General features: G+C 73.0%; 18 protein-coding genes. 1 reads left to right on the top strand and 17 read right to left on the bottom strand.

Annotated elements, in window-relative coordinates:
* Positions 1-368 precede the first annotated feature (368 nt).
* The 11 genes from IF89_RS0123965 to IF89_RS0123915 form a co-directional block, all read right to left on the bottom strand.
* The gene (locus tag IF89_RS0123965; protein ID WP_030771717.1) at positions 369-2,654 is read right to left on the bottom strand and encodes a hypothetical protein; all 2,286 of its coding nucleotides are present in this window, start codon (positions 2,652-2,654) and stop codon (positions 369-371) included.
* Positions 2,655-2,667: 13 nt separating this feature from the next.
* The gene (locus tag IF89_RS0123960; protein ID WP_030771714.1) at positions 2,668-3,093 is read right to left on the bottom strand and encodes a hypothetical protein; all 426 of its coding nucleotides are present in this window, start codon (positions 3,091-3,093) and stop codon (positions 2,668-2,670) included.
* A 50-nt stretch (positions 3,094-3,143) separates the two neighbouring features.
* Positions 3,144-4,307 (bottom strand): type VII secretion-associated serine protease mycosin, encoded by a 1,164-nt coding sequence (gene mycP / locus IF89_RS0123955; protein WP_043194320.1) that lies wholly within the window; start codon positions 4,305-4,307, stop codon positions 3,144-3,146.
* A gap of 21 nt (positions 4,308-4,328) precedes the next feature.
* Complete coding sequence (locus IF89_RS40935) at positions 4,329-5,765, bottom strand: WXG100 family type VII secretion target (RefSeq protein ID WP_051807501.1); 1,437 nt, start codon at positions 5,763-5,765, stop codon at positions 4,329-4,331.
* Positions 5,765-6,271: a hypothetical protein gene (locus IF89_RS38225; protein ID WP_107047345.1), complete on the bottom strand. Its 507-nt coding sequence runs from the start codon at positions 6,269-6,271 to the stop codon at positions 5,765-5,767. The genes IF89_RS40935 and IF89_RS38225 overlap by 1 nt, the downstream gene beginning before the upstream one ends.
* A 168-nt stretch (positions 6,272-6,439) precedes the next feature.
* A complete protein-coding gene (locus tag IF89_RS0123940) occupies positions 6,440-8,731 on the bottom strand; it encodes a xanthine dehydrogenase family protein molybdopterin-binding subunit (protein WP_051807510.1) in 2,292 nt (763 codons plus the stop codon).
* Positions 8,732-8,790: 59 nt separating this feature from the next.
* Complete coding sequence (locus IF89_RS44705; RefSeq protein ID WP_051807499.1) at positions 8,791-11,133, bottom strand: (2Fe-2S)-binding protein; 2,343 nt, start codon at positions 11,131-11,133, stop codon at positions 8,791-8,793.
* On the bottom strand, positions 11,130-12,047 hold the full coding sequence (locus IF89_RS0123930) for an FAD binding domain-containing protein (protein WP_078628467.1): 918 nt from the start codon (positions 12,045-12,047) through the stop codon (positions 11,130-11,132). The genes IF89_RS44705 and IF89_RS0123930 overlap by 4 nt, the downstream gene beginning before the upstream one ends.
* Before the next feature lie 304 nt (positions 12,048-12,351).
* Positions 12,352-14,100, bottom strand: coding sequence for a beta-N-acetylhexosaminidase (locus tag IF89_RS0123925; RefSeq protein ID WP_078628466.1), 1,749 nt, complete (start codon positions 14,098-14,100; stop codon positions 12,352-12,354).
* A gap of 168 nt (positions 14,101-14,268) precedes the next feature.
* Positions 14,269-14,553: a DUF3039 domain-containing protein gene (locus IF89_RS0123920; protein ID WP_030010729.1), complete on the bottom strand. Its 285-nt coding sequence runs from the start codon at positions 14,551-14,553 to the stop codon at positions 14,269-14,271.
* A 29-nt stretch (positions 14,554-14,582) separates the two neighbouring features.
* Positions 14,583-15,143, bottom strand: coding sequence for a YqgE/AlgH family protein (locus IF89_RS0123915; protein ID WP_030771694.1), 561 nt, complete (start codon positions 15,141-15,143; stop codon positions 14,583-14,585).
* Between the two features lie 263 nt (positions 15,144-15,406).
* Between IF89_RS0123915 and murA the strand changes: the two genes are divergently transcribed.
* Positions 15,407-16,750 (top strand): UDP-N-acetylglucosamine 1-carboxyvinyltransferase, encoded by a 1,344-nt coding sequence (murA, locus tag IF89_RS0123910; protein ID WP_030771691.1) that lies wholly within the window; start codon positions 15,407-15,409, stop codon positions 16,748-16,750.
* A 356-nt stretch (positions 16,751-17,106) separates the two neighbouring features.
* Here murA and IF89_RS0123905 read toward each other — a convergent pair whose 3' ends face one another.
* The 6 genes from IF89_RS0123905 to IF89_RS0123880 all read right to left on the bottom strand — a co-directional run bounded on the left by IF89_RS0123905 (position 17,107) and on the right by IF89_RS0123880 (position 24,434).
* Complete coding sequence (locus tag IF89_RS0123905; RefSeq protein ID WP_007264399.1) at positions 17,107-17,388, bottom strand: HU family DNA-binding protein; 282 nt, start codon at positions 17,386-17,388, stop codon at positions 17,107-17,109.
* 300 nt (positions 17,389-17,688) lie between these two features.
* Positions 17,689-19,125: an NAD-dependent malic enzyme gene (locus IF89_RS0123900; RefSeq protein ID WP_030771687.1), complete on the bottom strand. Its 1,437-nt coding sequence runs from the start codon at positions 19,123-19,125 to the stop codon at positions 17,689-17,691.
* Positions 19,126-19,582: 457 nt separating this feature from the next.
* The gene (locus tag IF89_RS0123895) at positions 19,583-21,901 is read right to left on the bottom strand and encodes a HelD family protein (protein WP_030771684.1); all 2,319 of its coding nucleotides are present in this window, start codon (positions 21,899-21,901) and stop codon (positions 19,583-19,585) included.
* Between the two features lie 102 nt (positions 21,902-22,003).
* Complete coding sequence (locus tag IF89_RS0123890) at positions 22,004-22,564, bottom strand: CGNR zinc finger domain-containing protein (RefSeq protein WP_030771681.1); 561 nt, start codon at positions 22,562-22,564, stop codon at positions 22,004-22,006.
* A gap of 130 nt (positions 22,565-22,694) precedes the next feature.
* Positions 22,695-23,243: a GNAT family N-acetyltransferase gene (locus IF89_RS0123885; protein ID WP_030771679.1), complete on the bottom strand. Its 549-nt coding sequence runs from the start codon at positions 23,241-23,243 to the stop codon at positions 22,695-22,697.
* Positions 23,244-23,255: 12 nt separating this feature from the next.
* Positions 23,256-24,434 (bottom strand): uroporphyrinogen-III synthase, encoded by a 1,179-nt coding sequence (locus IF89_RS0123880; protein ID WP_043194318.1) that lies wholly within the window; start codon positions 24,432-24,434, stop codon positions 23,256-23,258.
* Between the last annotated feature and the right edge of the window lie 71 nt (positions 24,435-24,505).

Genomic DNA, 24,505 nt, shown 5'->3' with positions numbered 1-24,505 from the left:
GCCGACCCGGCTGCCCGATCCGACCTGGCCAGTCGCCAGGCACACAGGTACGGGCCGCATGTCCTCCACGGCCCGAGCCATGGCCGTCGCACCCACGCGCTGGTCGTCGTCCGGCACCAGGTAGGAGGACTGAAGCACGCGCTGCAACGCCTCCCCCGCCGCTGCGTCGAGCAGCCCGGGACAGGCTTCACGCGTCGCCGCGACGGGGTCTTTCGACGGGGTGTCTTTCGCCTCGGAGTCCGCATCGCATCCGGCGAGCAGGATGGCACCCGCCAGGACCCCGCAGAGTCGGACTGCGCCTGTCCGCGTGCTCCTCCAAGCCATGGCCTGCCCCTTCTCCGTGCCGGTGTTCCGGGTTGCTGCCCCGTTCACGAGGTACCTGCCGCGGATGCCACTTGGTCGCGTCCGGCCGAATGTCCGTTGGTGGTCTCTCGGGAGGCCGCTCCTGCCAGTACGTCGATGTCTGTCCGCGACATGCCCGTTCCGGCAGCCGCGTGGACCACGGCGCTCCTTGCGGCGTCGCTCGCCCTCGTCTGTGCGTCGGCGTACATCCTGGACACGTCGCCCTCCATGTCACCCGTCAGCTTCTGGCCGTCCTTCTTGGCCTCGTCGACGAAGTGTTCGGTGACGTCCTCCTGCACCCATTCGACGATGTCGCCGGCCAGAGGCACCAGTTCGAGGTACTTACCGCCGGCTGCCGTGATGCCGCGGTTGATCCACTTTGCGTTATCCTCAACGCCCTTGACGTACTCCTCCGCCTTGTGTGTCGCTTCGGAATGCATGTTCCGGGCCCTAGCCTCCGTGAGCATTCCGGCGATCTCACCGCCAGGATGGACGGCATTGCCGATCGCAGCGTCCACGAGTCCGTTGTCACCGCGGTGCACGATGAGGTCGCTGACGAGGACGCCGGTGAAGGCCTGGTTGGCGTTGGTGATCGCCCCGTACGCATCCGGGTCCTGGCCAACAGCACCCAGGAAGCGGGCCATGTCCGACTTGTTGAACTCGGCCATCTCGCCGGCCACCTTGATCTGACCGCCACCGTTCTCGGCGGATGCTTGAAGGTCGGCGATGTACTCGGCTGCCATCTGGCCGAAGTGGCCGGACAGGCCGTGCAGGGGGCCTTCCGGGTCGCCCGGCTTCGCATCGACCAGTTCCGGCTTGTCGCCGATCTTCTCGACGATCCGTTCCATGACCGCCGCCATCTCCCGGGTGTGCGGGACCGGCGGCCCGTCCTCGTCGCCGGGGCTGCGGTGGGAAACGGCTGCCATCAGGGCGTCGCCCAGGGCGTGTTGGGCGGGGCGGAGATCGCCGGTGCGGGTGATGTCGAAGCCGTCCATGTACGGCTTCTTGTCGAGCATGTAGTCGACCATGCCCCGGTCCTTGCCGTGCTGGCCGGCGACCGGCTTGTCGTCCTTGGTGACGATGCCGTCCTTGTTGCTGTCCTCGCGGACCGGTTCGTTGAAGAAGGCCGTCGCCGCATCCGGGTTGTTGCCCAGTGCCTGCATGAGGCCGGTCAACGGGTAGAAGCCGCGGCCGCCGTCCGGGTCCTGGTTGAGGACCGACTCCAGCCCGTACGGGGTGTGGAACTCCCATGCCTGCGGGTCCTTGCGGTCCATGGCGATCATGTCCCGGCCGACCGACGTCAGGAACTCGGTGTCGTACTTCCCCTCGCGCAGCAGCGCGCCGAGCGCCTGGTAGCCGTAGATCTGCCGGACACCGCCGAGGACGTCCATCTCCTTGCGGCCGGCCTTCATCAGCTGGGTCGTCCAGGCCGCGTCGAGGTGGCCGGGGACGTCCTTGTGCGTGGCCAGGCCGAGCATCGCGCCCATGTCGCTCTGAATGTTCGAAACCATCAGCGCCCGGTCCTTGCCGGCGGCGCCCAGGCTGGTCGCGTCCAGGGACATGGCGGAGTACATCTGCAGGGTGCCCTCGGCACCGATGGTCCGGAACAGGCCCGTCGCGAACTCGGGCTCCTCGCGGTTGTCGTCGAGCAGCTCCTCCAGCTCGCGCAGCGCCTCGACGTTGCGGGCCGTGCCGCCCGGGCCCGTGACCTTCTTCATCAGGTCGGCGGCGCGGGAGGCCTGTTCGGCGTCGAGGGTGGTGAACTTCGGTCCGGTGAAGTCGTGCTCGTTCGCCGCGTTCGCCCGGAGGACGCGGACCAGGGAGTCGTCGGCGTCCTGGGCGTTCTCGACGGCCCGATCGACGCGGGACTGCCAGGCGTTGCGGTTCGCGTTGAGAGTCTGCTGGTAGTCGGGGTCGTGGCGGGCCGCGTTGCGGTCGGCCTCGGTGGGCAGGGGAATGGCGGTCACCCGCCCGGTGGCGTCGATCCGGAATCCGGCTGCCGGGGCCTCCGCGGCGAGCCGCTTCAGTTCGTCCTGGGCAGCCTTGAAGGTGGCGTGCGCGTCGGCGAGGACCTGGTGCATCCCCTTGGCCGCCTTGGCCGCGTCCTCGAACTCCTTCGCCGTCTTGTCGACGAACCCGCGCGCCACCCCGGCGGTGACCCCGCTCCACTCGGCCTTGTCGGACTTCGCCTTCATGCCGTTGCGGGCGGCCTCGGCCATCTCGTCCAGCTTGCCGGCCATGGCCGTCCAGTCGGTGACCGCGGTGTGGAGCTTGTCCAGGGGCGCGTTCATCACGTTCTCGTACGTCAGCATGCGGGCGCCTCGCCTACGTCAGGTACTTGTCGATCGCGGACGCCGTGAAGTCGGCGTGCAGCTGCTGCTCGTCCTTGGCGTGGGAGGAGAGCGAGTAGTTCAGGCCGTTGGAGATGTTCGCGCAGGCGGCGACGAGGGTCTTCACCTGGCTCTCCCAGACGCTGTTGGCCTTCAGCAGGGCGGCCCCGCTCGCGAAGCCCTCCCGGGTCAGGGCCCCGGCGGCCTCGGTGGTCGCGGTGGCGGCGTGCTTGCCGTCGGTCTGCAGGCGGGTGTGCAGCTTGTACGCCTCGGAGCCGACGGCGCCGATCTGGTCCTGGTCGAGCGCGAGATCGGCGCCGCCGGTTCCGCCCCCGGGGTCGGCGGGAGCCTGGTTGAGCCGCATGGCGACCTGGGAGGAGGCCGTGGCGCGAGCCGCCGACCACTCTTCCTCGAACGACATCGCGTGGACCTCCGGGTCGGTCGGGACGGACGGGAACAGGTCGGATCGGATCAGCGGTTGCGCCGTACGACGACCGCGGTCACGGCCCCGCCGATGAGCACGCACGCCCCGAGCCCGAGCCCGACCCAGAGCAGGGAGCCGCTGCTCTTCTTCTCCTCGGCCCGGGGGGCGGGTGCGGGTGCGGTGGCCGCGCCGCTGGGCGACGCGGAGGCCTTGCCGGCACCGGCCGCGGCGGCCAGGTCGGGCAACGGATAGACGTCGGCCGGCCCGGGGTCCCCGGGGGTCTGCAGCGCGACCCGGGGCCGGACGATGCCGTATCCGACGTAGTCATTGCGCTGGGAACCGTCGACGGGCTTCCCCGCGTTGTTCAGCAGGACCCGCAGGACCTGGTTGTTGGTCCACTCGGGGTGCGCGGACCAGAGCAGTGCCGCGGAGGCGGAGGCGAGGGCGGAGGCATCGCTGGTGCCGGAGGACTTGCACAGCCCCGTCTTACCCCCACAAGCCGTGAGGATGTCGATCCCGGGTGCAGCTAGGTCGACTTGAGGACCGTACTGCGATTCCTTAGTCGGTTTGCCAGTTGCGTCGACCGCTCCGACACCGACGACTCCAGGAGTCGCGGCGGGGTAGAACAGTGTGCTCTGACCGTAGTTTCCCGTGCCAGCGAAGATGAGCTTCCCTTTGGAGAGTGCATACTTCACTGCTTCGCGGCGCGGTTCGTCTTCGGCGGCTGTGCCGTCTACACCCAAGGACATATTGATGATCTTGGCGTCCGAATCTGCTGCGTACCTGATGGCAGCGACCCAGGACGGGGTCGCTCGACTCGTCTCGTGAGGTACACGGATCGGAAGAATCTTGACACCAGGTGCCAACCCAAAGGAACCATCACCGCTCGGGTGCTTGCCGCTACCCGCAATCACTGCAGCCATTGTGGTGCCGTGACTGCTCACGTCGGTCCGCTCATCGCCCTCAACGCTGTCCGGTTCGAAGTCTTTGCCAGGCAAGACCTGTCCCTCAAGTTCCGGGATGCGATCGATGCCAGAATCGATCACCGCAACGGTGACGCCCTTGCCAGTGCTGATCTTCCAGATCTCGTCGGCCTTCATGGCGTCGAGATGCCACTGCTGCGATCGGATGGTCTCCGCATGGGCCGGGGTCGCGGCGACCCCGGCCAGCAGGAGGCCCACCAGGGCCGCGGTCGCCTTGCGCATGTGCATCCCGTACAACGTCCGTTCTGCTCAGTCGATCACGGGCGGGGCGACACGACGGTTGCCCTGCCAGGTCTCTTCGTCCTCGGTCAGGTAGTCGGGACGTTCGCTCCCCTGGTTGTCCCGACGCCCGCCCGGAGGCTGCGCGCCCGCGTGGCCCATGGGCACGGCACCGTTGCGCACGAGTCCCGAGCCACCCTGGGTGAACGGCTGGCCTGCTGCAATGGGTCGGCCGACCGTGCCGGCCTGACGCCCACCGACGACCCCGCCCGGCTCCGAGGCCAAGCGGCGACCGGCCGGGATGCCTCCCTGGGCCCCGCCGTAGGGGCCGCCGGCGCCGTAACCCATGCCGCCACCCATCGGGCGGCCCGCCTGGGTGCCTTCGCCGATGACCGTGCCGCGCGGGATGCCGGAGGTCGGACCGGTTGACGTCACGGGACGTCCGCCCGTGATACCGGCGTCACGCGGGGGCAGCCCCGGCGTGACCTTGGCACCCGGAATGCCGGGACCACTCGTGCCCGGGTACGGGCCGAGACCGGGCGGTGTCCCGAAGGGACCGGGCCCCTTCAGGCCACCTACCGGCGGCACGGCCATGGGTGGCACGAAGGGGCCGGGCGTGGGCGTGACAGGACCGGTGGTCGGCGGGAGGCCGGGCGTGGTCGTTACGGGTGGCGCGGTCGGGGGCGGAAGCGTGCCGACGCTGTCGAGGTCTACATCCACCTCCCGATCCGGCGTCGACGGGACGGAGGTCGACGGGTCGATGGCGTCCGGCCTCGGCTGGGGCCCAGATACCGAGCCCGACTCGTATGCCGAGCCAGCGCCACCAAACGCCGCCGAGGAGCCTGCGGGGCCTCCTTGCCCAGAACTACTGCCCGAGCGAGCGACGTCTGTATCGCCAGCGAAGCCCTCCGGCACCAACACATGTGGCGGCGGCGGGAACGTCGGAATCTCCGCCTTGCCCATCTGCAGGGCGGACTGGTCGTAGGCTCCGGCCAGTTTGTTCATGGCGTCCACCGCACGCGCATGATCTGCGCTCAGCTTCGACCAGGCCTCCTGTCCGAGTTGCACCGCGTCCGGATCGTTCCTGTACTCGCGCGACGTCGCCAGGTCTTCCCTGAGCTTCGCATCCGCAGCTGCGTCGTACGGCGGGAAGTTTCCCGCGCCGTCCTTGGACGGCTTGACCTCGCGCATGACCTGCGCGGCTTCGGCCATGTACTTGCCGCCCGCGGTGCTGTAGTCGGCCAGCAGCAGTGTGGCGCTGCCCGCGCGGCTCACCCAGTCCTGGAAGGCAGTAGCACCTTCGCCTTCCCAGCCTTTGACCTTGTGGTCCTTGAGCTTGGTCCCGATGTCCTTGATCGTCTTGGCTGCCTCAGTAAGCTTCGTACCGAGCGCCGCAACCTTCGCCGGATTGAGCGACTCGATCATCGCGTGCAGCTGTGCGTGCGTGTATCCCTCGAAATCCGTCATCAGTAAACACCGCCGTTCGTCACGTTCGGCTGCGGTCTGTCGCTCTTCTCGTCCGCGTACGGGTCACGGTCCCGGATGTACCGGTCGTGCGCCTGCTTGGCGATGACGACCATGCGCCGCTTCTGCTCCTCGTCCACTTCCGCGTAGCCGCCGCTCGCGGACTGGACTGCGATGCCCAGACCCTCGATCTGCTCGGCCAGGCCCTTCGAGAGTTTCTGCAACTCCGAATGGACGGTCTTGTACGCCTCGTAGAGCTTGTCCGCCTCCGCGAAGCCCGTTCCGAGGGAGCCGGCCGGGAGAGTGCCGTCAGCCAGCTTGCCGTGGTGCGCCGGGGATTCCTGAAGGGAGGTCAGGAGGCCGTCCACCAGGGCCTTGTAGCCCTTCAGGTCGTCGTACTCGATGCGCAGGGCCGCCGCTCGGGCCTGGGCCTCCGCCTGGGCTCTGATCGATGCCGCCACGTCCCCCGACAGGCCTGACGCCAGAATCCCGCCGTTGTCCTCTGCCACGATGGCCTCCCCGACTCCCCGTCTCCCCGTGGTCGCGGCGCCCGGCGCCGTGCCCCGTCCCCGTTCGCACCCGTTCGCACGTGCGCGCGCACACTCTCGGCGATCACTCTAGCGACCGGCACCGACAGCCCCAAGTCCGGGGTTGCACGTGCAATGCGGGTCACACGGTCACGAGTTGGGCGCCGCCACCGCCGCCGACGGCCTGATCGGGAGCCGGTTGACCGGGCGGCCCGTCGCTGCGCGGACCGCCGAGGCGATCGCCGCCGGGGTCGTCACCACCGGGACCGCGCTCGCCGCCTTCGCGCCGAAGGGGGCCACCACGTCGCGCTCCTCGACCAGTTTGACGATGCGGACCGTCGGCGCGTCCAGCGCCGTGGGCAGTGCGTAGCCCGTCAGGTCGGGGTGGCGGACCAGGCCGGCGACCGTGCGGAGGTTTTCCGTGAGGGCCGCGCCCACGCCCTGGGTGACGCCCGCTTCGATACGGGCCTCCAGTTGGCGGGGGTTGAGGATGCGGCCCACGTCCTGGGCCACCGCGAGTTCCACCACCCGTACCGAGCCCAGCTCGACATCCACGTCCACCACGGCGCGGACCGCACAGAAGGCGAGGCCCACGAAGGCGTCGCCCTGGCCGTCCGCGTCCAGCGGTTCCGTCGGGTGGGGGCGGCACTGGGCCGTCGCCCACAGTTCTTTGCCCTGCACGGCCTCCGCGACCGGCATCGAGAACGCGCCGTCGTACGACGTGATCCGGCCGTCCGCGATCTGCAGGAGCTCGGTGGACATCCCCAGCTTGTGGGCCATCGGCTGGAGGAGCTGGGTGCGGACCATCTTCGCCGCGCGTTCCACCGCGCCGCCCGACACCCATGTGTGGCGGCCGTGCGCCGCCGGGCCGGCCGGCGGCTGGTCGGTGTCGACCGGGGCCACCGCCACCTCGTCGAGGCCCAGGACCTCCTGGACGATCTGGCGGGCCAGTGTCGCGAAGCCCTGGCCGGTGTCGACGGCCGCGCAGATGACCGTCGCCGTGCCGTTGACGACCTTCACGGTCGCGGTGGAGACCTCGTCGGTGCCCTCGGCCCCCAGCATGTGGACCATGCCGACGCCGTAGCCGACGCCGCGCCGCACCGCGCCCGGCTCGCCCGCGCCCTCCGGGCCGCCGGGCAGCAGCCACTCGTCCTCGGGGGCGTCCTTCGGGAGGGCGGGAAGTTCGAAGTCGCGGACCGAGCGCAGGAGTTCGGCGACCGGCGCCGGGCAGGTGACCGTCTGGCCGGTGGGGAGCAGGTCCCCGGTCGCCAGGACGTTGCGCATGCGCAGTTCCGCGCCGTCGATGCCGAGGGCCGCCGCGAGCTTGTCCATCTGGCCCTCGTACGCGGCGCACACCTGCATCGCGCCCTCGCCCCGGACGTGGCCCGACGGCGGGTTGTTGGTGCGCACCACCCAGCCCTCGACGAAGGCGTGCGGGACGACGTACGGGCCGCAGGCGAAGGCCACCGCCGCCGCGAGGGATTCGGCGGAGGCGTCGGCGTAGGCGCCCGCGTCCATCAGGATCTGCGCCTCCACCTTGACCAGGCGGCCCTCCGCGTCCGCGTGGTGGCGGTAGCGCAGCAGGGTCGGGTGGCGGTGGGTGTGCCCGAGGAAGGACTCCTCGCGGGTGGCCGCCAGCTTCACCGGGCAGCCGGTGCGCAGGGCGAGCAGGCCGAGCGGGAGCTGGAAGGCGGCGTCCTCGCGGTCGGCGGTCGCGCCGGGCACGCCGGTGACGACGACGCGCACCCGGTCCGGTTCCAGGCCGAAGCAGGCGGCGGCCAGGTCGCGGTCGGTGTGCGGGTCGGTGGAGGCGGTGTAGAGGTCCACGCCGCCGTCGGGCCGGGGCACCGCCAGCCCGGCCTCGGCGCCGATGGGGGCGGGGTCCTGGCGGCCGATCCGGTAGAGGCCCTCGACCACGACGTCCCCGGTGGCGTCGGGGTCGCCGTAGCGGAGCGGGATGTGCCGGATCAGGTTGCCGTCGGGGTGCAGGGGGGCGGCGCCGAAGGACTGCTCGGGGTCGGTGACCGGGTCGAGGAGCTCGTACTCGACGGCGATAGCGGCCGCGGCGAGCCGGGCGGTGTCGGGGTGGTCGGCGGCGACGGCGGCGATCGGCTCGCCGTGGTGGCGCACGACGTCGTGCGCGAACACCGGCCGGTCGGCGATCCGGCGGCCGTGCGTGGCGGCGCCGGGCACGTCGGCGTGGGTGACGACGGCGCGTACGCCGGGCATCTCGGCGGCGGCCTTGGTGTCGATGGAGACGATGCGGGCGTGGGCGTGCGGGGAGCGCAGCACGGCCGCCCACAGCAGGCCCTCGGCCCACAGGTCGGCGGCGTAGGGGAAGGTGCCCTCGGTCTTGGCGCGGGTGTCGGCGGCCTCGACGGAGGCGCCGATGCCGCGCGGCGTCTGCGGTTCGGCGGACTCGGCCGCGCCCGGGGCCGTCATGGCCGTCACCGTGGCGTTCACGGCGTTCGTCGCCGTCGCCGTCGCCGCGTCCTGCCCGCTCACGCCGTGCCTCCGTGGTGGATGCCGCCCTCGCCGGGCGCTGCCTGGTGCGGGATGCGCGCCTCCGGCGCACCCTCGGCCGTCGCCGGAGCCTGTGCCTGCGCCGCCTGCGCCTGCGCCGGGCCCTGGGCCGCGGAGGGCGCCGCGGACGCGGCCGACGCCGCCTCGCGCTCGGCCACGACCTCCCGCACGGCCTCGACGACGCCCTTGTAGCCGGAGCACCGGCAGAGGTTGCCGCACAGGGCCTGACGGGTCTCCAGCTCGCTGGGGGCGTGGTTGCCCTCCAGCAGGTCGTGGATGGTCATGGCCATGCCGGGGACGCAGAACCCGCACTGCACCGCACCTGATCGGCACAACGCCTGCTGGACGTCCGACAGTTCCCCACCGGTCGCGAGGCCCTCGACGGTGCGGACCTCGCTGCCGGCCGCCGTCGCCGCCGGGACCAGGCAGGAGGCGACGAGCCGGCCGTCGACCTGCACGGCGCAGGCGCCGCACTCGCCCTGCGAGCAGCCGTCCTTGGCGCCGGCGAGGCCGAGGCGCTCGCGCAGCACGTAGAGGAGCGACTCCCCGATCCAGGCGCCGGTGACGGGCCGGTCGGCCCCGTTGACCCGCAGGACGTAGGAGGCGTGCGGGTGCTCGTGGTGGACAGCGGCGGCGGGATGCTCTTCCTCGTCGTACGCCGGCACCTCGGGCGGGACCCCTTCGCCGGATCCGCCGGCCGGGAGCTCCGCCGGGCTGTCGGCGGTGTCCCCGGGCGGCGTGGAGCCGGCCGGGACCTCCTCGGGGGACGCGGCGGCCTCGGCGGACGCCTGCCCCTCGGCGTCGGCGTCGGCGTGGGCCGGTGCGGGCTCCCGGCCCGGCGTCGCGAAGCCGTGGCCGTCCGCGGCGGCGGCCCCGGCCTCACCCTGCGGGGGCTTCGGCCCCGGCTCGAAGGCGGCGAAGCCGTGCCCGTCGGTGTCCGCGGGATGCCCGGAGTGCCCGGCGGGGTCGGAGTGCCCTGTGTGACCGGAGTGCTCGCCGTGCTCGGCCTGGCCGGCCTGCTCGGCGTGCCCGATGCGCTCGTGGTGTCCCGCGTGCTCGTGGTGTCCCGCGTGCCCGGCCTGCGCGGGGTGCGCGGTGAGTCCGTCGTGCTCGGCGTGCCCGGGCTGCCCGAAGAGGCCGCCCCGGCCGATGCGGTCGGCGTGGACGCCGTGCTCGGCAGGCGCCCCGTACCCGGCGTCCCCGGGTGCGTCCGCGAGGTCCGGGTCCGTCGGGTGCGCGGCGTCGGTGACCGGCGCCCCGGCGGAGCGCTCTCCCCCGAACAGGTCCGTCCCGGTGTCCGTCGTGGGAGGCTCCTGCGTGGCCGCTCCCGGGTGCGGGCGCTCCCCCGCGGCCGTCGCCGCCTGACCGTATGCGGCGCCGGCGTCGGTGCCTGGGTGGCCGGCCGGGTGGTTGTCGTGCGGTGCCCGGTGCGCGGGCTCCGCCTCCTGCAATGCGGTGCCCACGCCGGGGCCGCCGAGCACGCGCGGCCCGCGGCCCGGGGCGCCGACGCCCGGCCCGCCGAGCAGGCGTCCCGCTGCGTGCGCCGAGGCGGTGGCGGCGGCGGCCGACGCGGCGACGGCCTCGTCCGTGCCGGGCAGGACTCCCGGGTCGGGCTCGGGGTCCGCGGCCGGCTGCTGCGTCAGGTAGGCCCACGGGGCCGGCGCGCCGCCCGGCAGGGTCGCCGGGGCCTGGCTCCAGTCCGCGCCCAGGCCGCCCGTGCGGAAGTCGCCCTGCTGCTGGGCGTATTCCGGGACGGCCCACTGGCCGGTGGTCGACGGTGCTTCCTCGGGCGCGTGCACGGCTTCGGGGAAGCGCCACTCCGCGGTCGCACCGGGGTCGTGCGCGGCCGCAGGCCCGGGCTCCGCCCCGGCCCCCGTACCCGGCTCGGGCTCAGGATCCGGCTCGGCGAACGCCGCCGCCACCGACTCCGGGATGGGGATGGAAGCGGGGATCGGCCCGCCCACCGAACCCGCACGCGACGCGCCCGGACCCGACGCGCCCGCACCGGACGAGGCGGCCGGGGCACCGGCGCCCGTCTCCGACGAGCCGGCCTGCGGCCACGGCGCCTGCATCGTCCACGTGCCCGTCGCCGCCGGGTCCGTGCCGGCCGAACCGAGCGGCACGATCATCGGCGGCGGTACGTAGCCGTGCCCCGGCGCCGCGAGCGGCTCACCGGTGTCGAGCGCGTCCAGCATCTCCTGCGGCAGCTTCACGAAGGCCGTGGCGTCCGAGTCGTACTCGCCGCCCTGCGGGACGGGTTCCCAGCCCCAGCCCGCCGTGCCGTTCCCCTGGGTCACGTTCTCGTTCTCGTTCCCGCTCATGAGGTCAGCGCCCTTCCGAGGGCCCTGCGTGCCAGTACGGCCACCGTCCGCCGCAGGTGCAGTACGCCGGGAGCCACCGGCTCCCCCTGGTCGGGGACGCAGGCGGCCGCCACGTACTCGCCGAAGGCCTCCAGGGCCTCGGGGGCCAGGCTCCGCCCGCCGTCCCAGTCGATCAGCGAGGCCACCCACTGCTCGGCCTCCAACGGGCGCAGCGGCATCGGGGCCACGGCGCCGATCGCGCAGCGCACGCCGCGGCGCGCCGGGTCCAGTACGAGTCCCACGGACGCCACCGCCCGCCCGGGGCCGGTACGACCCGTGGCCTTGAGGAACACCTGCGGGGCGTGCAGCAGCGGCACCCGCACGAAGCCGATGAGCTCTCCGGGCCGCAGCATCTCCCGGCCGGCCAGCAGGTGCGAGACGGGGATCTCGCGCTGCCCGAGCGGTCCGACGATGACCAGTACGGCCTCCAGCGCGGCCAGCACGGGCAGCGCGTCCCCCGTGGGCGCGGCAGAGGCGATGTTCCCGCCGAGGGTGCCGGCGTTGCGGATCTGCGGGGGCCCGGCCGCGCGTGCGGCGGCGGCGAGCGCGGGGATCAGGGCGGCGAAGTCGGGCCGGCCCATCCGGGCGTGGGTGAGGCCCGCGCCGAGCAGCGCGTGGCCGTCCTGGTACTGCCAGCCGCGGATCTCGTTGATCCGGCCCAGGCCGACCAGCGCTGCGGGCCGCAGCAGCCCCGCGTTGACCGCGGCCATGAGGTCGGTGCCGCCCGCGACGGGGACGGCGGCGGGCATGGCGGTGAGCGCCGCGACGGCCTCGTCGAGCGAGGCCGGCAGCGTCACGGACTGCGCCGCCTGCGGCCCCTGAGCCCCCTGAGGTGAATCAGGTGCGTGCGGTGCGTGCGGTGCGTGCGTGGTCAACCCAGCTGCCCCTTCCCGATGTCCCGGTCCTGGCGCTCACGCCTGTCCGCCGTACGGTACGTGCTCACCGCCGGGACGTGGCAACTCTGGCACATCTTCCGGGCCGCCCGGCGCGAGGGTCCCACCCGTGCACCCGCACCCCGCGCGCCTCCGCCCGCCCCGCCGGAGCCGGGTCCCCGCCGCGGGTTCCCGCGCCGTGTCCCGCACCGCGCCCCGAACGTCCGATTTCCCCGGTATAGCGGGAAATGCAGCGAGAGTTCCAGACCCGTGGCGCTTCCGTTCAGGTCGCGCCCGAGGCCCCGACTCACACGTTCGGTGGCGCGCCCTCGACGGGGCGCCCCTTCACTCCCGGCCGCCGCTGCCACGGCAACGGGCCGCCCGGCGGCCGGTAGTCGACGCCCAGGGCGTCCAACCGCGGGTAGTGGCGGGCCATGCGCGCCTCGAAGTCCGCGTAGTCCCGCTCTCCCGGCTCCGGCAGCGGCGACCACACCGCCTCCGCGAAGGCCGCCAGCCGCGGGAACACCTGGTAGTCGAGCCGGCCCTGGTCCTGCGTCACCTCGGTCCACATGTTGGCCTGCGCGCCCAGCACATGGGCCGCCGCCCGCGGTGACAGCTCCGGCGGCACCGGCTCGAACCGGTACACGTCCTCCAGCGTGCGCACGTAGCCGATGGGCATCGGCTCGTCCTCGCCGCCCGCCTGACGGTGGTCCAGGTACACCTGCTGCTCGGGGCACATCACCACGTCGTGTCCGGCCTCGGCGGCGGCGATCCCGCCGGCGCAGCCGCGCCAGGAGGACACGGCGGCGCCCGGGGCGAGTCCGCCCTCCAGGATCTCGTCCCATCCGATGAGCCGCCGTCCGCGGGCGGCGAGCCAGCCGTCGAAGTGCCGGACGAACCACGACCGCAGCCCGTCTTCCCCGTCCACGCCCAGCTCGCGGATCCGCGCCTGCGCCGCGGCGGAGGCCTTCCACTGCGTCGTGGGGCACTCGTCACCGCCCACATGCACGAAGGGCGAGACCTCCGCCGGGAACAGCTCCAACAGCTCTTCGAAGACACCCTCGTAGAAACGCAGCACGGCCTCGGTCGGGGCGAGCACGTTCTCGCAGATGCCCCAGTCGTCCCACACGCCGAGCGCCGCGGTGTCGACGACGTCGGTGTTGCCCAGCTCCGGGTACGCGGCGATCGCAGCCTGCGAGTGGCCGGGGAGGTCGATCTCCGGGACCACCCGCACGTGCCGCTCGGCGGCGTACGCGACGATCTCGCGGATGTCGTCCTGCGTGTAGAAGCCGCCGTGCGGGGTCTCGTTCCACAGGGGGGAGGCCCGGTGGCCCCAGCGGCTGCGCTCCCGCCACGCCCCGATCTGCGTGAGGCGCGGGTACCGCTCGATCTCCACCCGCCAGCCCTGGTCGTCCGTCAGGTGCAGATGGAGGACGTTGAGCTTGTGGGCGGCGAGGAGGTCGATGAAGCGCAGCACCCCGTCCTTGGGCAGGAAGTGCCGGGCCACGTCGAGCATCAGCCCGCGCCAGCCGAAGCGGGGGCCGTCCACGACGGCGGCGTACGGCAGGCTCCAGGTGCGGCCGGGCAACGGCGCCTTGCGGTACGCGTCGGGGCCGAGCAGCTGGCGCAGGGTCTGGGCGCCCCGGAACAGGCCGGCGGCCGTCGCTCCCGTGAGCTCCGCCCCGCTGGCGTCGATGTCGAGGCGGTACGACTCCGGGCCCCGGCCCTCCGCCGCGTCCGGGTCGATCCGCAGGCGCAGCTCCGCGACCGCGCCGGCCCCGGGTCCGGCCGGCGGCAGGTCCCAGCCGGTGGCAGCCCCGAGCTCCCGCCGCATCCAGCGGGCGACGGACGCGGTGCCGGGCCCGGCGCCGAGGACCGGTGCGGGGCCGAACACGAAGCGGCGGCCTCCCTCGTCGAGCAGCGCGGCCCGGGGTGCGGGGACCAGGCCCGTGCGGATCAGGTCCGTGCGGATCAGGTCCGTGCGGACCGGGCCCGTGCGGATCAGGTCCGTGCCGTTCGGGTCCGTGCCGTTCGGGTCCGTGCGGATCGGGTCCATGCGTCAGCCCTTCGCGGCAGCCGTTGCATCCTGCGCAACGCACGTTCCGCGGGATGCTCGTCGCGCCGACCCTAACGCGCCCCGCAGGCACGGCAAAGGCCCCCGGACGCACCGTGGTGCGCCGGGGGCCCCGGTCCCGTGGAGGGGAGCGGCGACGGGGGGGGCGGACTACTTGTCCTTGCCGCCCTTGTCCTTGTCCCCGCCGGGTCCCATGGACTCGTAGATCTCCTTGCACATGGGGCAGACCGGGTACTTCTTCGGGTCCCGGCCCGGTACCCAGACCTTGCCGCAGAGCGCGACGACGGGGGTCCCGTCGAGCGCGCTCGCCATGATCTTGTCCTTCTGGACGTAGTGGGCGAAGCGCTCGTGGTCGCCGTCACCGTGCGACACCTGCGGCGTCGGCTCTACGAGGGTCCCCGTGCCAGTCCCGCGCTCGGGCTCAAGAGTGCTCATGGAACCCAGGGTACTTAACCCCGCGCCCGTCAGTTGAGCGACGGGTCGTCCGGATAGGTGGCGACCATCGCGAGTTCGCTGCGCTGGCGGCGCAGCACCGACCGCCACAGGCGCTCGGGGTCCGGCGAGGACACGTCGCCGGGCTCCGACTCCACCACGTACCAGGCGCCCTCGCCCAGCTCCTCCTCCAGCTGGCCGGGCCCCCAACCGGAGTAGCCGGCGAAGATGCGCAGGCCCCCCAGCGCCGGGGCGAGCAGCTCGGGCGGCGTCTCCAGGTCGACCAGCCCGATCGCGCCGTGCACCCGTCGCCAGCCGAGGGGCCCCTCCTCGCCGGGGATGACGGCCAGCCCGAGGGCCGCGTCCAGGGCCACCGGCCCGCCCTGGAAGACCACGCCCGGGTCCCCGGCCAGCGGGGCCCAGGGCAGCAGGACGTCGCCGACGCCCACCGGTGTCGGTCGGTTGAGGACCACGCCGAGGGAGCCCTGCTCGTCGTGGTCGAGCAGCAGCACCACCGCGCGGTCGAAGTTCGGGTCCGCGAGGGCGGGGGTGGCCACGAGCAGCCGCCCTGTGAGGGAGGACACCTCGGTCATGCCGCCATGATCCCGCACATCCGCCGTTTCCGGGGAGCGGGCGCACAGATCGGATCGTCCGCAGCTCACCGCGCACGGCGGCATCGGGGAGCGCGCGCGGACGAAGCGGGCGGAACGCAACGCTCCGCCATGCGGTGGATACGGAGGGTGTTGTACCGAATTCATGACAGTCCTACGGCCGCGTCGGCCTTACGAACAAGGGGGTGGTGGCCCTTACCCTTTTCCCTGGCCCCCTGCCCACCCCTCTCCGGAACGCGAGATTCATGACCGGCATCAGTGACGATGTACTGCTTGTCCACGGCGGCACCCCGCTCGAGGGCGAGATCCGTGTCCGCGGTGCGAAGAACCTCGTGCCCAAGGCCATGGTCGCCGCTCTGCTCGGCAGCGAACCCAGCCGGCTGCGCAACGTTCCCGACATCCGTGACGTGCGTGTCGTCCGCGGGCTGCTCCAGCTGCACGGGGTGACGGTCCGTCCCGGCGAGGAGCCGGGCGAGCTCGTCCTCGACCCGACCCACGTCGAGAGCGCGAACGTCGCCGACATCGACGCCCACGCGGGCTCTTCGCGCATCCCGATCCTCTTCTGCGGCCCGCTGCTGCACCGTCTCGGCCACGCCTTCATCCCCGGTCTCGGCGGCTGCGACATCGGCGGCCGGCCCATCGACTTCCACTTCGACGTGCTCCGCCAGTTCGGCGCGACCATCGAGAAGCGCGAGGGCGGCCAGTACCTGGAGGCCCCGCAGCGGCTGCGCGGCTGCAAGATCCGCCTGCCCTACCCCTCGGTCGGCTCGACCGAGCAGGTGCTGCTGACGGCCGTCCTGGCCGAGGGCGTCACCGAGCTCAGCAACGCCGCCGTGGAGCCGGAGATCGAGGACCTCATCTGCGTGCTGCAGAAGATGGGCGCCATCATCTCCATGGACACCGACCGCACCATCCGGATCACCGGCGTGGAGCGGCTCGGCGGCTACAACCACAAGGCCCTCCCGGACCGCCTGGAGGCCGCCTCCTGGGCCTCCGCGGCGCTGGCCACGGGCGGCAACATCTACGTGCGCGGCGCCCAGCAGCGCTCGATGATGACCTTCCTGAACACGTACCGGAAGGTCGGCGGCGCCTTCGAGATCGACGACGACGGCATCCGCTTCTGGCACCCCGGCGGCCCGCTCAACGCCATCGCGCTGGAGACGGACGTGCACCCCGGCTTCCAGACGGACTGGCAGCAGCCGCTCGTCGTGGCCCTGACGCAGGCGTCCGGCCTCTCGATCGTCCACGAGACGGTCTACGAGTCCCGGCTCGGCTTCACCTCGGCGCTCAACCAGATGGGTGCTCACATCCAGCTGTACCGCGAGTGCCTGGGCGGCTCGGCCTGCCGCTTCGGCCAGCGCAACTTCCTGCACTCGGCGGTCGTCTCCGGCCCGACCAAGCTGCAGGGCGCCGACCTGGTCATCCCCGACCTGCGCGGCGGGTTCTCGTACCTCATCGCGGCCCTGGCTGCCGAGGGCACCTCGCGGGTCCACGGCATCGACCTGATCAACCGCGGCTACGAGAACTTCATGGAGAAGCTCGTGGAGCTCGGTGCGAAGGTCGAGCTCCCGGGCGGCGACCTCGTCTGACCCTCCGGGGCGTTCACCCGGACGCCCGTACGGACACCGAGAGCCCCCCGGGCCCCGCAAGGGCCCGGGGGGCTCTCGCATGCCGCGCCGGAGGCCCCGGCCCGCAGGGGCGGCCCGCCCTGCCCCTCACGCGCCCCGGGGCCCCTGGCGGGCTCTGAGAGGGCCTGACGGGGCCTCACAGGGCCCACCAGGGCCCACGGGACCAGGGGGGACGGTCCCGGCCAGGAGGGCGGGCAGGCGAAAGGGCGGCCGCCCCGCCCGGGGTGGCCGCCCTTCACCGTGCTGCGTACTGCTGCTGCATCCAGCCGTGCTCGACGTCCCGCAGGCCTGCGCGGCCCCCGGCGCCGGGGCGGGACTTACTTGCCCTTGGCGGCTTCCTTGAGCTTGGAGCCCGCGGAGACCTTCACGCTGTAGCCGGCCGGGATCTGGATGGGGTCGCCGGTCTGCGGGTTGCGCGCGGTGCGAGCGGCACGGTGGGTGCGCTCGAAGGTCAGGAAGCCGGGGATGGTGACCTTCTCGTCGCCCTTGGCGACGATCTCGCCGACGGTCTCGGCGAGCGCGGCCAGAACGGCGTCGGCGTCCTTGCGGGTCACCTCGGCGCGCTCGGACAGAGCGGCCACCAGCTCACTGCGGTTCATGTTGTACTCCCGTGTTCAACTTGCCTTAGAGGCGTGAGATCGAAGCCGATGCTGCCAGGGCCCTAGGACAGTCCCCGGACCCGGGTCTGAACGTCAGACCCTCTCGCCCGGTTACGCATCCTGCCCCCACCAGCGGCGGGAAAGCCAATCCGGCACCCGCCGGGGTCACACGAAAAGCGCCACAGTCACGCCCCGGTGACGCTCCGTCCGCACCCGTGGGATGCGAACAGCGGAGCTCGTTGGCATCCCCGCAACCCTAGAGGCGGCCCGACGGGCCCGCATCTCGCGACGCGCCGGGGATCAGGGAGCCGTGAGGCCCGTCACAGGGCCGTTCTGCGCGGCCGAGGCGGCCTTGCGGACGGCGCCGGCGACCGCTCCGGCGACCTTGTCGTTGAACACCGACGGGATGATGTAGTTCGCGTTCAGCTCGTCCTCGCCGACGACGTCCGCCAGCGCGGTCGCGGCGGCCAGCATCATGCTGGTGTTCACGGTGCGGGACTGGGCGTCCAACAGACCGCGGAAGACGCCCGGGAAGACCAGCACGTTGTTGATCTGGTTCGGGAAGTCGGAGCGGCCGGTGGCGACCACGGCGGCCGTCTGGCGGGCCACGGCCGGGTCCACCTCGGGATCCGGGTTCGCGAGCGCGAACACGATGGCGCCTTCCGCCATCGCCGCGACGTCCTCGCCGGACAGCACGTTCGGGGCGGAGACGCCGATGAACACGTCGGCGCCGACCACGGCCTCCTTCAGAGTGCCCGTGTAGCCCTCGGGGTTGGTGTTGTCGGCGATCCAGCGCAGCGGCGAGTCCGCCGCGGCGTCGACGAGGTCCGGGCGGCCCGCGTGCACGACGCCGTGGATGTCGGCGCTGACGGCGTTCTTCACGCCCGCCGCCAGGAGCAGCTTCAGGATGGCGGTACCGGCCGCACCGGCGCCCGACATGACGACCTTGACGTCCTCGACCGCCTTGCCCACGACGCGCAGCGCGTTGGTGAGGGCCGCGAGCACGACGATCGCGGTGCCGTGCTGGTCGTCGTGGAAGACGGGGATGTCGAGGGCCTCGCGCAGCCGGGCCTCGATCTCGAAGCAGCGCGGCGCGGAGATGTCCTCCAGGTTGATGCCGGCGAAGCCCGGGGCGATCGCGCGGACGATCTCGACGATCTTGTCGGTGTCCTGGGTGTCGAGGCAGATCGGCCAGGCGTCGATACCGGCGAAGCGCTTGAAGAGGGCCGCCTTGCCCTCCATGACGGGCAGCGCGGCCATCGGGCCGATGTTGCCCAGGCCCAGCACGGCGGAGCCGTCCGTCACGACTGCGACGGAGTTGCGCTTGATGGTGAGGCGGCGCGCGTCCTCGGGGTTCTCGGCGATGGCGGTGCACACCCGGGCCACGCCCGGCGTGTAGATCATCGAGAGGTCGTCACGGTTGCGGATGGGGTGCTTCGACGACATCTCGATCTTGCCGCCGAGGTGCATGAGGAACGTGCGGTCGGAGACCTTGCCCAGGCTGACGCCCTCGATGCCGCGCAGCTTCTCCACGATCTCGTCCGCGTGGGCGGTGGAGGTCGCGGCGATGGTGACGTCGATCCGCAGCTTCTCGTGGCCCGAGGCGGTCACGTCGAGACCGGTGACCGAACCGCCGGAGGACTCCACGGCGGTGGTGAGCTGGGAGACCGCGGTTCCGCTCGCGGGCACTTCCAGGCGGACCGTCATCGAATACGAGACGCTGGGCGCCGTTGCCATGGCCGTGTTTCCTCTTCTGTCCCTGGTTCGCTTCACACACAGGCCCGCGCTGCACAGCAGGTGCGGCAGGACCTGTTGTCCGATCGTCCCACCTACCAGCCGGTACAAGGTAACCAGCTACAAATTTCGGAAAGACTCTTCCACCATACGAGATTCCCAGGGGGCTGCGGAAGGTGGGGCATACGAAACAGGTCCGCGCTCCCCACCGGGTGGGGAGCGCGGACCTGTTCCTGCATACGTTCACGACACCGACCCGCCATGCTCGCCTCGCGGCAAGTGGTCGCTCTGAGCGACGAAGGTTGGGCCCGGGGGCTTGGATCGAGTCGGTGCCGTACCCAGGCTAACAAAGGATCGCCGAATGCGATCCCCCTGCTCGCCCTCCGTTCCCACGACCACGCGGCCGGCCGCGGACCATACGGCCGTACGCGGCCCGGCGCGGTGGCCGGGCCGGCACCGTCTACGGCTGCAGCAGCGCGGGCACTCCGTCCGCGTCGGGCTCGTCCCCTGCGGCCGAGACCACCGTCAGCTGCTGCGTGGCGCGCGTCAGCGCCACGTACAGGACCCGCAGGCCCGCCGGGGACTCGTCCGCGATCTCCGCCGGGGACACGACGACCGTGGCGTCGTACTCCAGGCCCTTGGCCTCCAGGCTGCCCAGCGCCACGGCCCGTCCGCCGAGGTCGGCGAGCCAGCCCGCGGCCTCGGCGCGCCGGTCCATGGCGACCACGACGCCGACCGTGCCGTCCACCTGTTCCAGCAGCCGCCGGGTCTCCTCCCGGACCACGGGCCCCAGCTCGTCCCCGGCGGCCGTGAACCGCGGCTCCAGGCCGGTGGAGCGCACCGCCGACGGCGGCTCCGTCCCGGGCATCGCCCGGCGCAGCACCCGGGAGGCGACCTCGGCGACCTCGGCCGGGTTGCGGTAGTTCACCGTCAGGGTGAAGCGGCGGCGCGGCCGGGAGCCCAGGGCCTCGTCGCGGGCCGCGGCCGCCTCGTCCGGATCGGTCCAGGAGGACTGCGCCGGGTCGCCGACGACCGTCCAGGTGCCGTGCCGGCCCCGGCGGCCCACCATGCGCCACTGCATCGGCGTCAGGTCCTGGGCCTCGTCCACGATGACGTGCGCGTACTCGGTGCGCTCCGCCGCGAGCCGCTCGGCCCGCTCCCACTGCGTCTCCTCACGGGTCGGCATCAGCTCCTCCAGCCCGGTCAGCTGGTCGAGCGGGTCCACCTCCCGCTTCCGCTTCGGGCGGGCGGGAGCGCCGAGGAGCTGCTGGAGCTCGTCGAGCAGGGCCACGTCGTGCACCGACAGGGGGCCCGTGCCGTCCGGGCCGACCCGGCGCAGCGAGCGGGCCAGCCGGCGGGTCTCACGCGGGTTGAGGTCCCGGCGAGACCAGCGGCCGAGCCTGCGCTCGTCGGCCATCGCGGCGAGCACCCGGCGCGGGGTCAGCTCGGGCCACCACGCGTTCAGGAAGCGGATGAAGGCGTCCTCGGTGGAGATGTCCTCGTCGAAGGCGGAACGCAGCTCGGCGGCGAGTTCCGGGTCGCTGTGCCGGCCGGCGGCGCCGGTCTTGGCGTACAGGGCGTCGAGGAGCAGTTTGCGGGCGCGCGGGCGCAGCAGGTTCACCGGGGCGGTGCCGCCGAGCACGTTCTGCCGGATCCGGTTCAGCTCGTCGGCCTCCAGCTCCTCGCGGCGGCCGAAGGCCACCACACGCAGCCGCTCGGGCGCCGGGCCGTGCTCGTCTCCGAGCTCCAGCGTGCCGCGCACGGCCTTGCGCAGGACCGACCGCATCCGGGAGGAGCCCTTGATGCGGGCCACGACCGGGTCGTCGTACGTGGTCGCCTCGGCGCCGTCGACCAGCGAGCCGAGCGCCCGGATGGCGACCTGGCCCTCCTCGCCGAGGGAGGGCAGCACGCCCTCGGTGTACGCGACGAGCAGCGGGGTCGGGGAGACGATCAGGATGCCGCCGGAGTAGCGGCGGCGGTCCTGGTAGAGCAGGTAGGCGGCGCGGTGCAGGGCGACGGCGGTCTTGCCGGTGCCGGGGCCGCCCGCGACCTCGGCGACGGAGGCGGCGGGGGCCCGGATGACGAGGTCCTGCTCGGCCTGGATGGAGGACACGATGTCGCGCATGGAGTGCGTACGGGCCCGCCCGAGCGCGGCCATGAGCGCCCCGTCGCCGATGGCGGGGAGCTCGCGGCCGTCGAGGAAGGCGGTGACCTCGGGGCGCATCAGGTCGTCCTCGACCCCGAGCACCCTGCGGCCCTTGGAGCGGATGACGCGGCGGCGCACGACGCGGCCCGGCTCCTTCGGGGTGGAGCGGTAGAAGGGTGCGGCGGCCGGTGCGCGCCAGTCGATGACCAGCGGAGCGTAGTCGGAGTCCAGGACTCCTATGCGGCCGATGTGCAGCGTCTCGGCGATGTCGGCCGTGAGGTCCTCGCGGATCGCCGCGTCGGCGGGCTCGACGGAGGTGTACGCGCCGTCCGGGCCGCGCTCCCCGTCCTTGCCGAGCAGCAGGTCGATCCGGCCGAAGAGGAAGTCCTCGAACTCGTTGTTGAGCCGGTTCAGGTGGATGCCCGCCCGGAAGACCTGCGCGTCGCGCTCGGCGAGGGCGCCGGGCGTGCCGACCTGGCCGCGCTGGGCGGCGTCGTTCATGAGGAACTCGGCCTCGTGGATCTTCTCCTCGAGGCGTCGGTACACCTGGTCGAGATGCGTCTGCTCGACCGCGATCTCCCGATCGCGGACGGAGTCCGCCGTGCTGTCGACAGCGGCATCCTGCGCGGCCACCAAGGCCCCCTTCTGACGTGCATGGGCGACCGTCAACCGTACGCGACCGACCCCCTGTACGCACGCCCGTTCCGCGACGCGTCTCGCTCAGTGGTACTCCGACTACCGGGATCCGGACGCAAGGGCCCGGCGGCGGTGCCGGGCGACCCGCTCCCGGTTCCCGCAGAGCTCGCTGGAGCACCAGCGCCGCCGGTGGCCGCGGGAGGTGTCCAGGTAGACGCGGGTGCAGCCGTCTCCCGCGCAGGCCCGCAGCAGGGCGCGGTCGCCGGGGTCGGTCAGCAGCTCCACGGCGTCGCGGGCGACGGCCGCGAGCAGCGCACCGCATTCCACACCGCCGCACAACTCCCTGACGAGGTGCCCTTCCTGGTCGCGTACGGCACACAGCCCGGGGGGTGGTCCGGCGGCCAGCGCGTTGACCCGGGCCAGGGCGCTGTCGTCCGGCTCGGTGCCGGCCAGCTCCGCCCGTACGAGCCTCTCCACGTCGGCGCGCAGGGCGCGGAAGGCCTCGGCCCAGTCGGCTCCCACGCGGGTCAGCGGCGTCCGGTCGGGCACGAGCCCCGCCCCGGCGAGCCAGAGCCGCAGCTCGTCGCCGTCCGGGATGCCCTCGCGGGGGGCGAAGGTGGCCACCAGGTCCAGGCAGACCCGCCCGGAATCGAACCGCATGCCCGTCACCGCCTCGCGTCGTGGGGCGCCTCCCCAGAGTGCCGGTCCGTTGCCCGCGGGGGAAGCCCCCGAACCGGTACCTCCACCCCCGGCCCCGCCGGCCGGTTCGGCCTCGCCGGGGCTGGATCTGCTACGCCGCCGGAGGGTCGTCGTGCAGGATGCGCTGGAAGAGGCGGTGGTCGCGCCAGGCGCCGTTGATGTGCAGGTAGCGCGGCGCGAGTCCGTACTGCTCGAAGCCCGCCTTCGCCAGCACCCGCTGGGAGGCCAGGTTGTCGACCAGGGTGCCGGCCTCCACCCGGTGCAGCCCCATCTCCTCGCGGGCGATCCGGCAGACCTCCCGGGCGCCGGCCGTGGCCAGGCCCCTGCCCCGGCAGGTCTCGTCCACCCAGTACCCGAGGCCGCCGCTGCACAGCGGCCCGTGCTGGATGTTGCCGAGGTTGATGGTGCCCAGCGGTGTGCCGTCGGCGGCGTCGACGAACACGAACGGCAGCAACCGCCCGGCCTCCCGGGACTCCATCTGCTGCGTGATCCGCTCCCGTTGCCCCTGCTCGGTGTAGAAGGCGTCCGGCCGGACCGGCTCGTACGGAGCCATGTACGCCCGGTTGCGTGCGAACGCGTCGGCCAGCGCGGCGGCGTCGTCGGGCGTGACGCCCCGCATCTCCACCCCGTCGATGATCATCATTCCGGCACGCTAGCCCAGGGCGCCCCTGGCCGTCACCGCTGCGTCGCGCGGGACCTCCCCGTACTTGTCCTCCCCGCCCGCGTCCAGGGACAGCCGGTAGCCGCGCTTGACCACCGTCTGGATGAGGTTGGGCGCTCCCAGCGCCGCCCGCAGCCGGGCCATCGCCGTCTCGACCGCGTGCTCGTCGCGCCCCGCGCCCGGCAGCACCCGCAGCAGGTCCGCGCGGGCCACCACCCAGCCGGGCCGCCGGGCCAGGGCCCGCAGCAGGGCCATCCCGGCGGGCGGCACCGCCCGCAGTGCGTCGTCGACGAGGACGGCGTGCCCGCGGATCTCCACCCGGTGCCCGGCCACCGGCAGCACCCGCGCCCGGCCGGGCAGCTCCCGGCACAGCAGCTGCACCAGCGGGCCCAGCCGGAACCGCTCCGGCTGCACCGTGTCCACGCCGCACGCCTGCAGCGGCACCGCGGTCACCGGTCCGACGCACGCCGACAGCACGCGGCCGCGCAACGCGTCGAGCACGGCCTCCCGCATGCCCCGCTCCTCGGCGCGGGACAGCAGCGACGCCACCGCCGGGGCGGAGGTGAAGCTGACGGCGTCGACGCCGCCGACGGCGACCGCGTCCAGCAGCCGGTCCAGCGGCGCGAGGTCCTCGGGTGCCATCCACCGGTACACCGGCACCACCACCACCTCGGCCCCGCCGGCCCGCAGCGCCTCGACGAAGCCGGGCAGCGGTTCCCCGTGGAGCTGGAGGGCGATCCGCCGGCCCGCGACGCCCGCGGCCAGCAGGCGCTCCAGTACCTCGGCCAGCGACTCCGATTCCGGGGACCACTCCTCCACGAGGCCCGCGGCCCGGATGGCACCCTTCACCTTCGGTCCGCGCGCGAGGAGTTCGGTGGCGCGCAGGGTCTCCAGGAGTGCCTCGCCGACGCCCCACCCGTCGGCGGCCTCGACCCATCCGCGGAATCCGATCGCCGTGGTGGCGACGACGACGTCCGGCGGGCAGCCGATCAGGTCCTTGGTGGCGGCGAGCAGTTCGCTATCGTCGGCGAGCGGCACGATCCGCAGGGCCGGCGCGTGCAGCACCGCCGCTCCGCGCCGCCGCAGCAGCGCGATGAGCTCGTCCGCGCGCCGGGCGGCGGTGACCCCGACGGTGAAGCCCGCGAGCGGGCCGGTGTTCCTGTCGTCCATCGTGACCTGCCTACTGACGCATGGGGGGCGGTACGGGTGCACCGAGCCTGCCAACTCGGCGTGTCGGACTC

Source organism: Streptomyces sp. NRRL F-2664 (assembly GCF_000719345.1).
Taxonomy (GTDB): domain Bacteria; phylum Actinomycetota; class Actinomycetes; order Streptomycetales; family Streptomycetaceae; genus Streptomyces.
This window is presented reverse-complemented; position numbering and strand designations above follow the sequence as displayed.

Bases quoted from the DNA above. Each gene is read 5' to 3' on its own strand.
- IF89_RS0123965 (WP_030771717.1), bottom strand. From the start codon at position 2,654: ATGCTGACGTACGAGAACGTGATGAACGCGCCCCTGGACAAGCTCCAC.
- IF89_RS0123960 (WP_030771714.1), bottom strand. From the start codon at position 3,093: ATGTCGTTCGAGGAAGAGTGGTCGGCGGCTCGCGCCACGGCCTCCTCC.
- mycP (WP_043194320.1), bottom strand. From the start codon at position 4,307: ATGCACATGCGCAAGGCGACCGCGGCCCTGGTGGGCCTCCTGCTGGCC.
- IF89_RS40935 (WP_051807501.1), bottom strand. From the start codon at position 5,765: ATGACGGATTTCGAGGGATACACGCACGCACAGCTGCACGCGATGATC.
- IF89_RS0123940 (WP_051807510.1), bottom strand. From the start codon at position 8,731: ATGACGGCCCCGGGCGCGGCCGAGTCCGCCGAACCGCAGACGCCGCGC.
- IF89_RS44705 (WP_051807499.1), bottom strand. From the start codon at position 11,133: ATGAGCGGGAACGAGAACGAGAACGTGACCCAGGGGAACGGCACGGCG.
- IF89_RS0123925 (WP_078628466.1), bottom strand. From the start codon at position 14,100: ATGGACCCGATCCGCACGGACCCGAACGGCACGGACCCGAACGGCACG.
- IF89_RS0123920 (WP_030010729.1), bottom strand. From the start codon at position 14,553: ATGAGCACTCTTGAGCCCGAGCGCGGGACTGGCACGGGGACCCTCGTA.
- IF89_RS0123915 (WP_030771694.1), bottom strand. From the start codon at position 15,143: ATGACCGAGGTGTCCTCCCTCACAGGGCGGCTGCTCGTGGCCACCCCC.
- murA (WP_030771691.1), top strand. From the start codon at position 15,407: ATGACCGGCATCAGTGACGATGTACTGCTTGTCCACGGCGGCACCCCG.
- IF89_RS0123905 (WP_007264399.1), bottom strand. From the start codon at position 17,388: ATGAACCGCAGTGAGCTGGTGGCCGCTCTGTCCGAGCGCGCCGAGGTG.
- IF89_RS0123900 (WP_030771687.1), bottom strand. From the start codon at position 19,125: ATGGCAACGGCGCCCAGCGTCTCGTATTCGATGACGGTCCGCCTGGAA.
- IF89_RS0123890 (WP_030771681.1), bottom strand. From the start codon at position 22,564: ATGCGGTTCGATTCCGGGCGGGTCTGCCTGGACCTGGTGGCCACCTTC.
- IF89_RS0123885 (WP_030771679.1), bottom strand. From the start codon at position 23,243: ATGATCATCGACGGGGTGGAGATGCGGGGCGTCACGCCCGACGACGCC.
- IF89_RS0123880 (WP_043194318.1), bottom strand. From the start codon at position 24,434: ATGGACGACAGGAACACCGGCCCGCTCGCGGGCTTCACCGTCGGGGTC.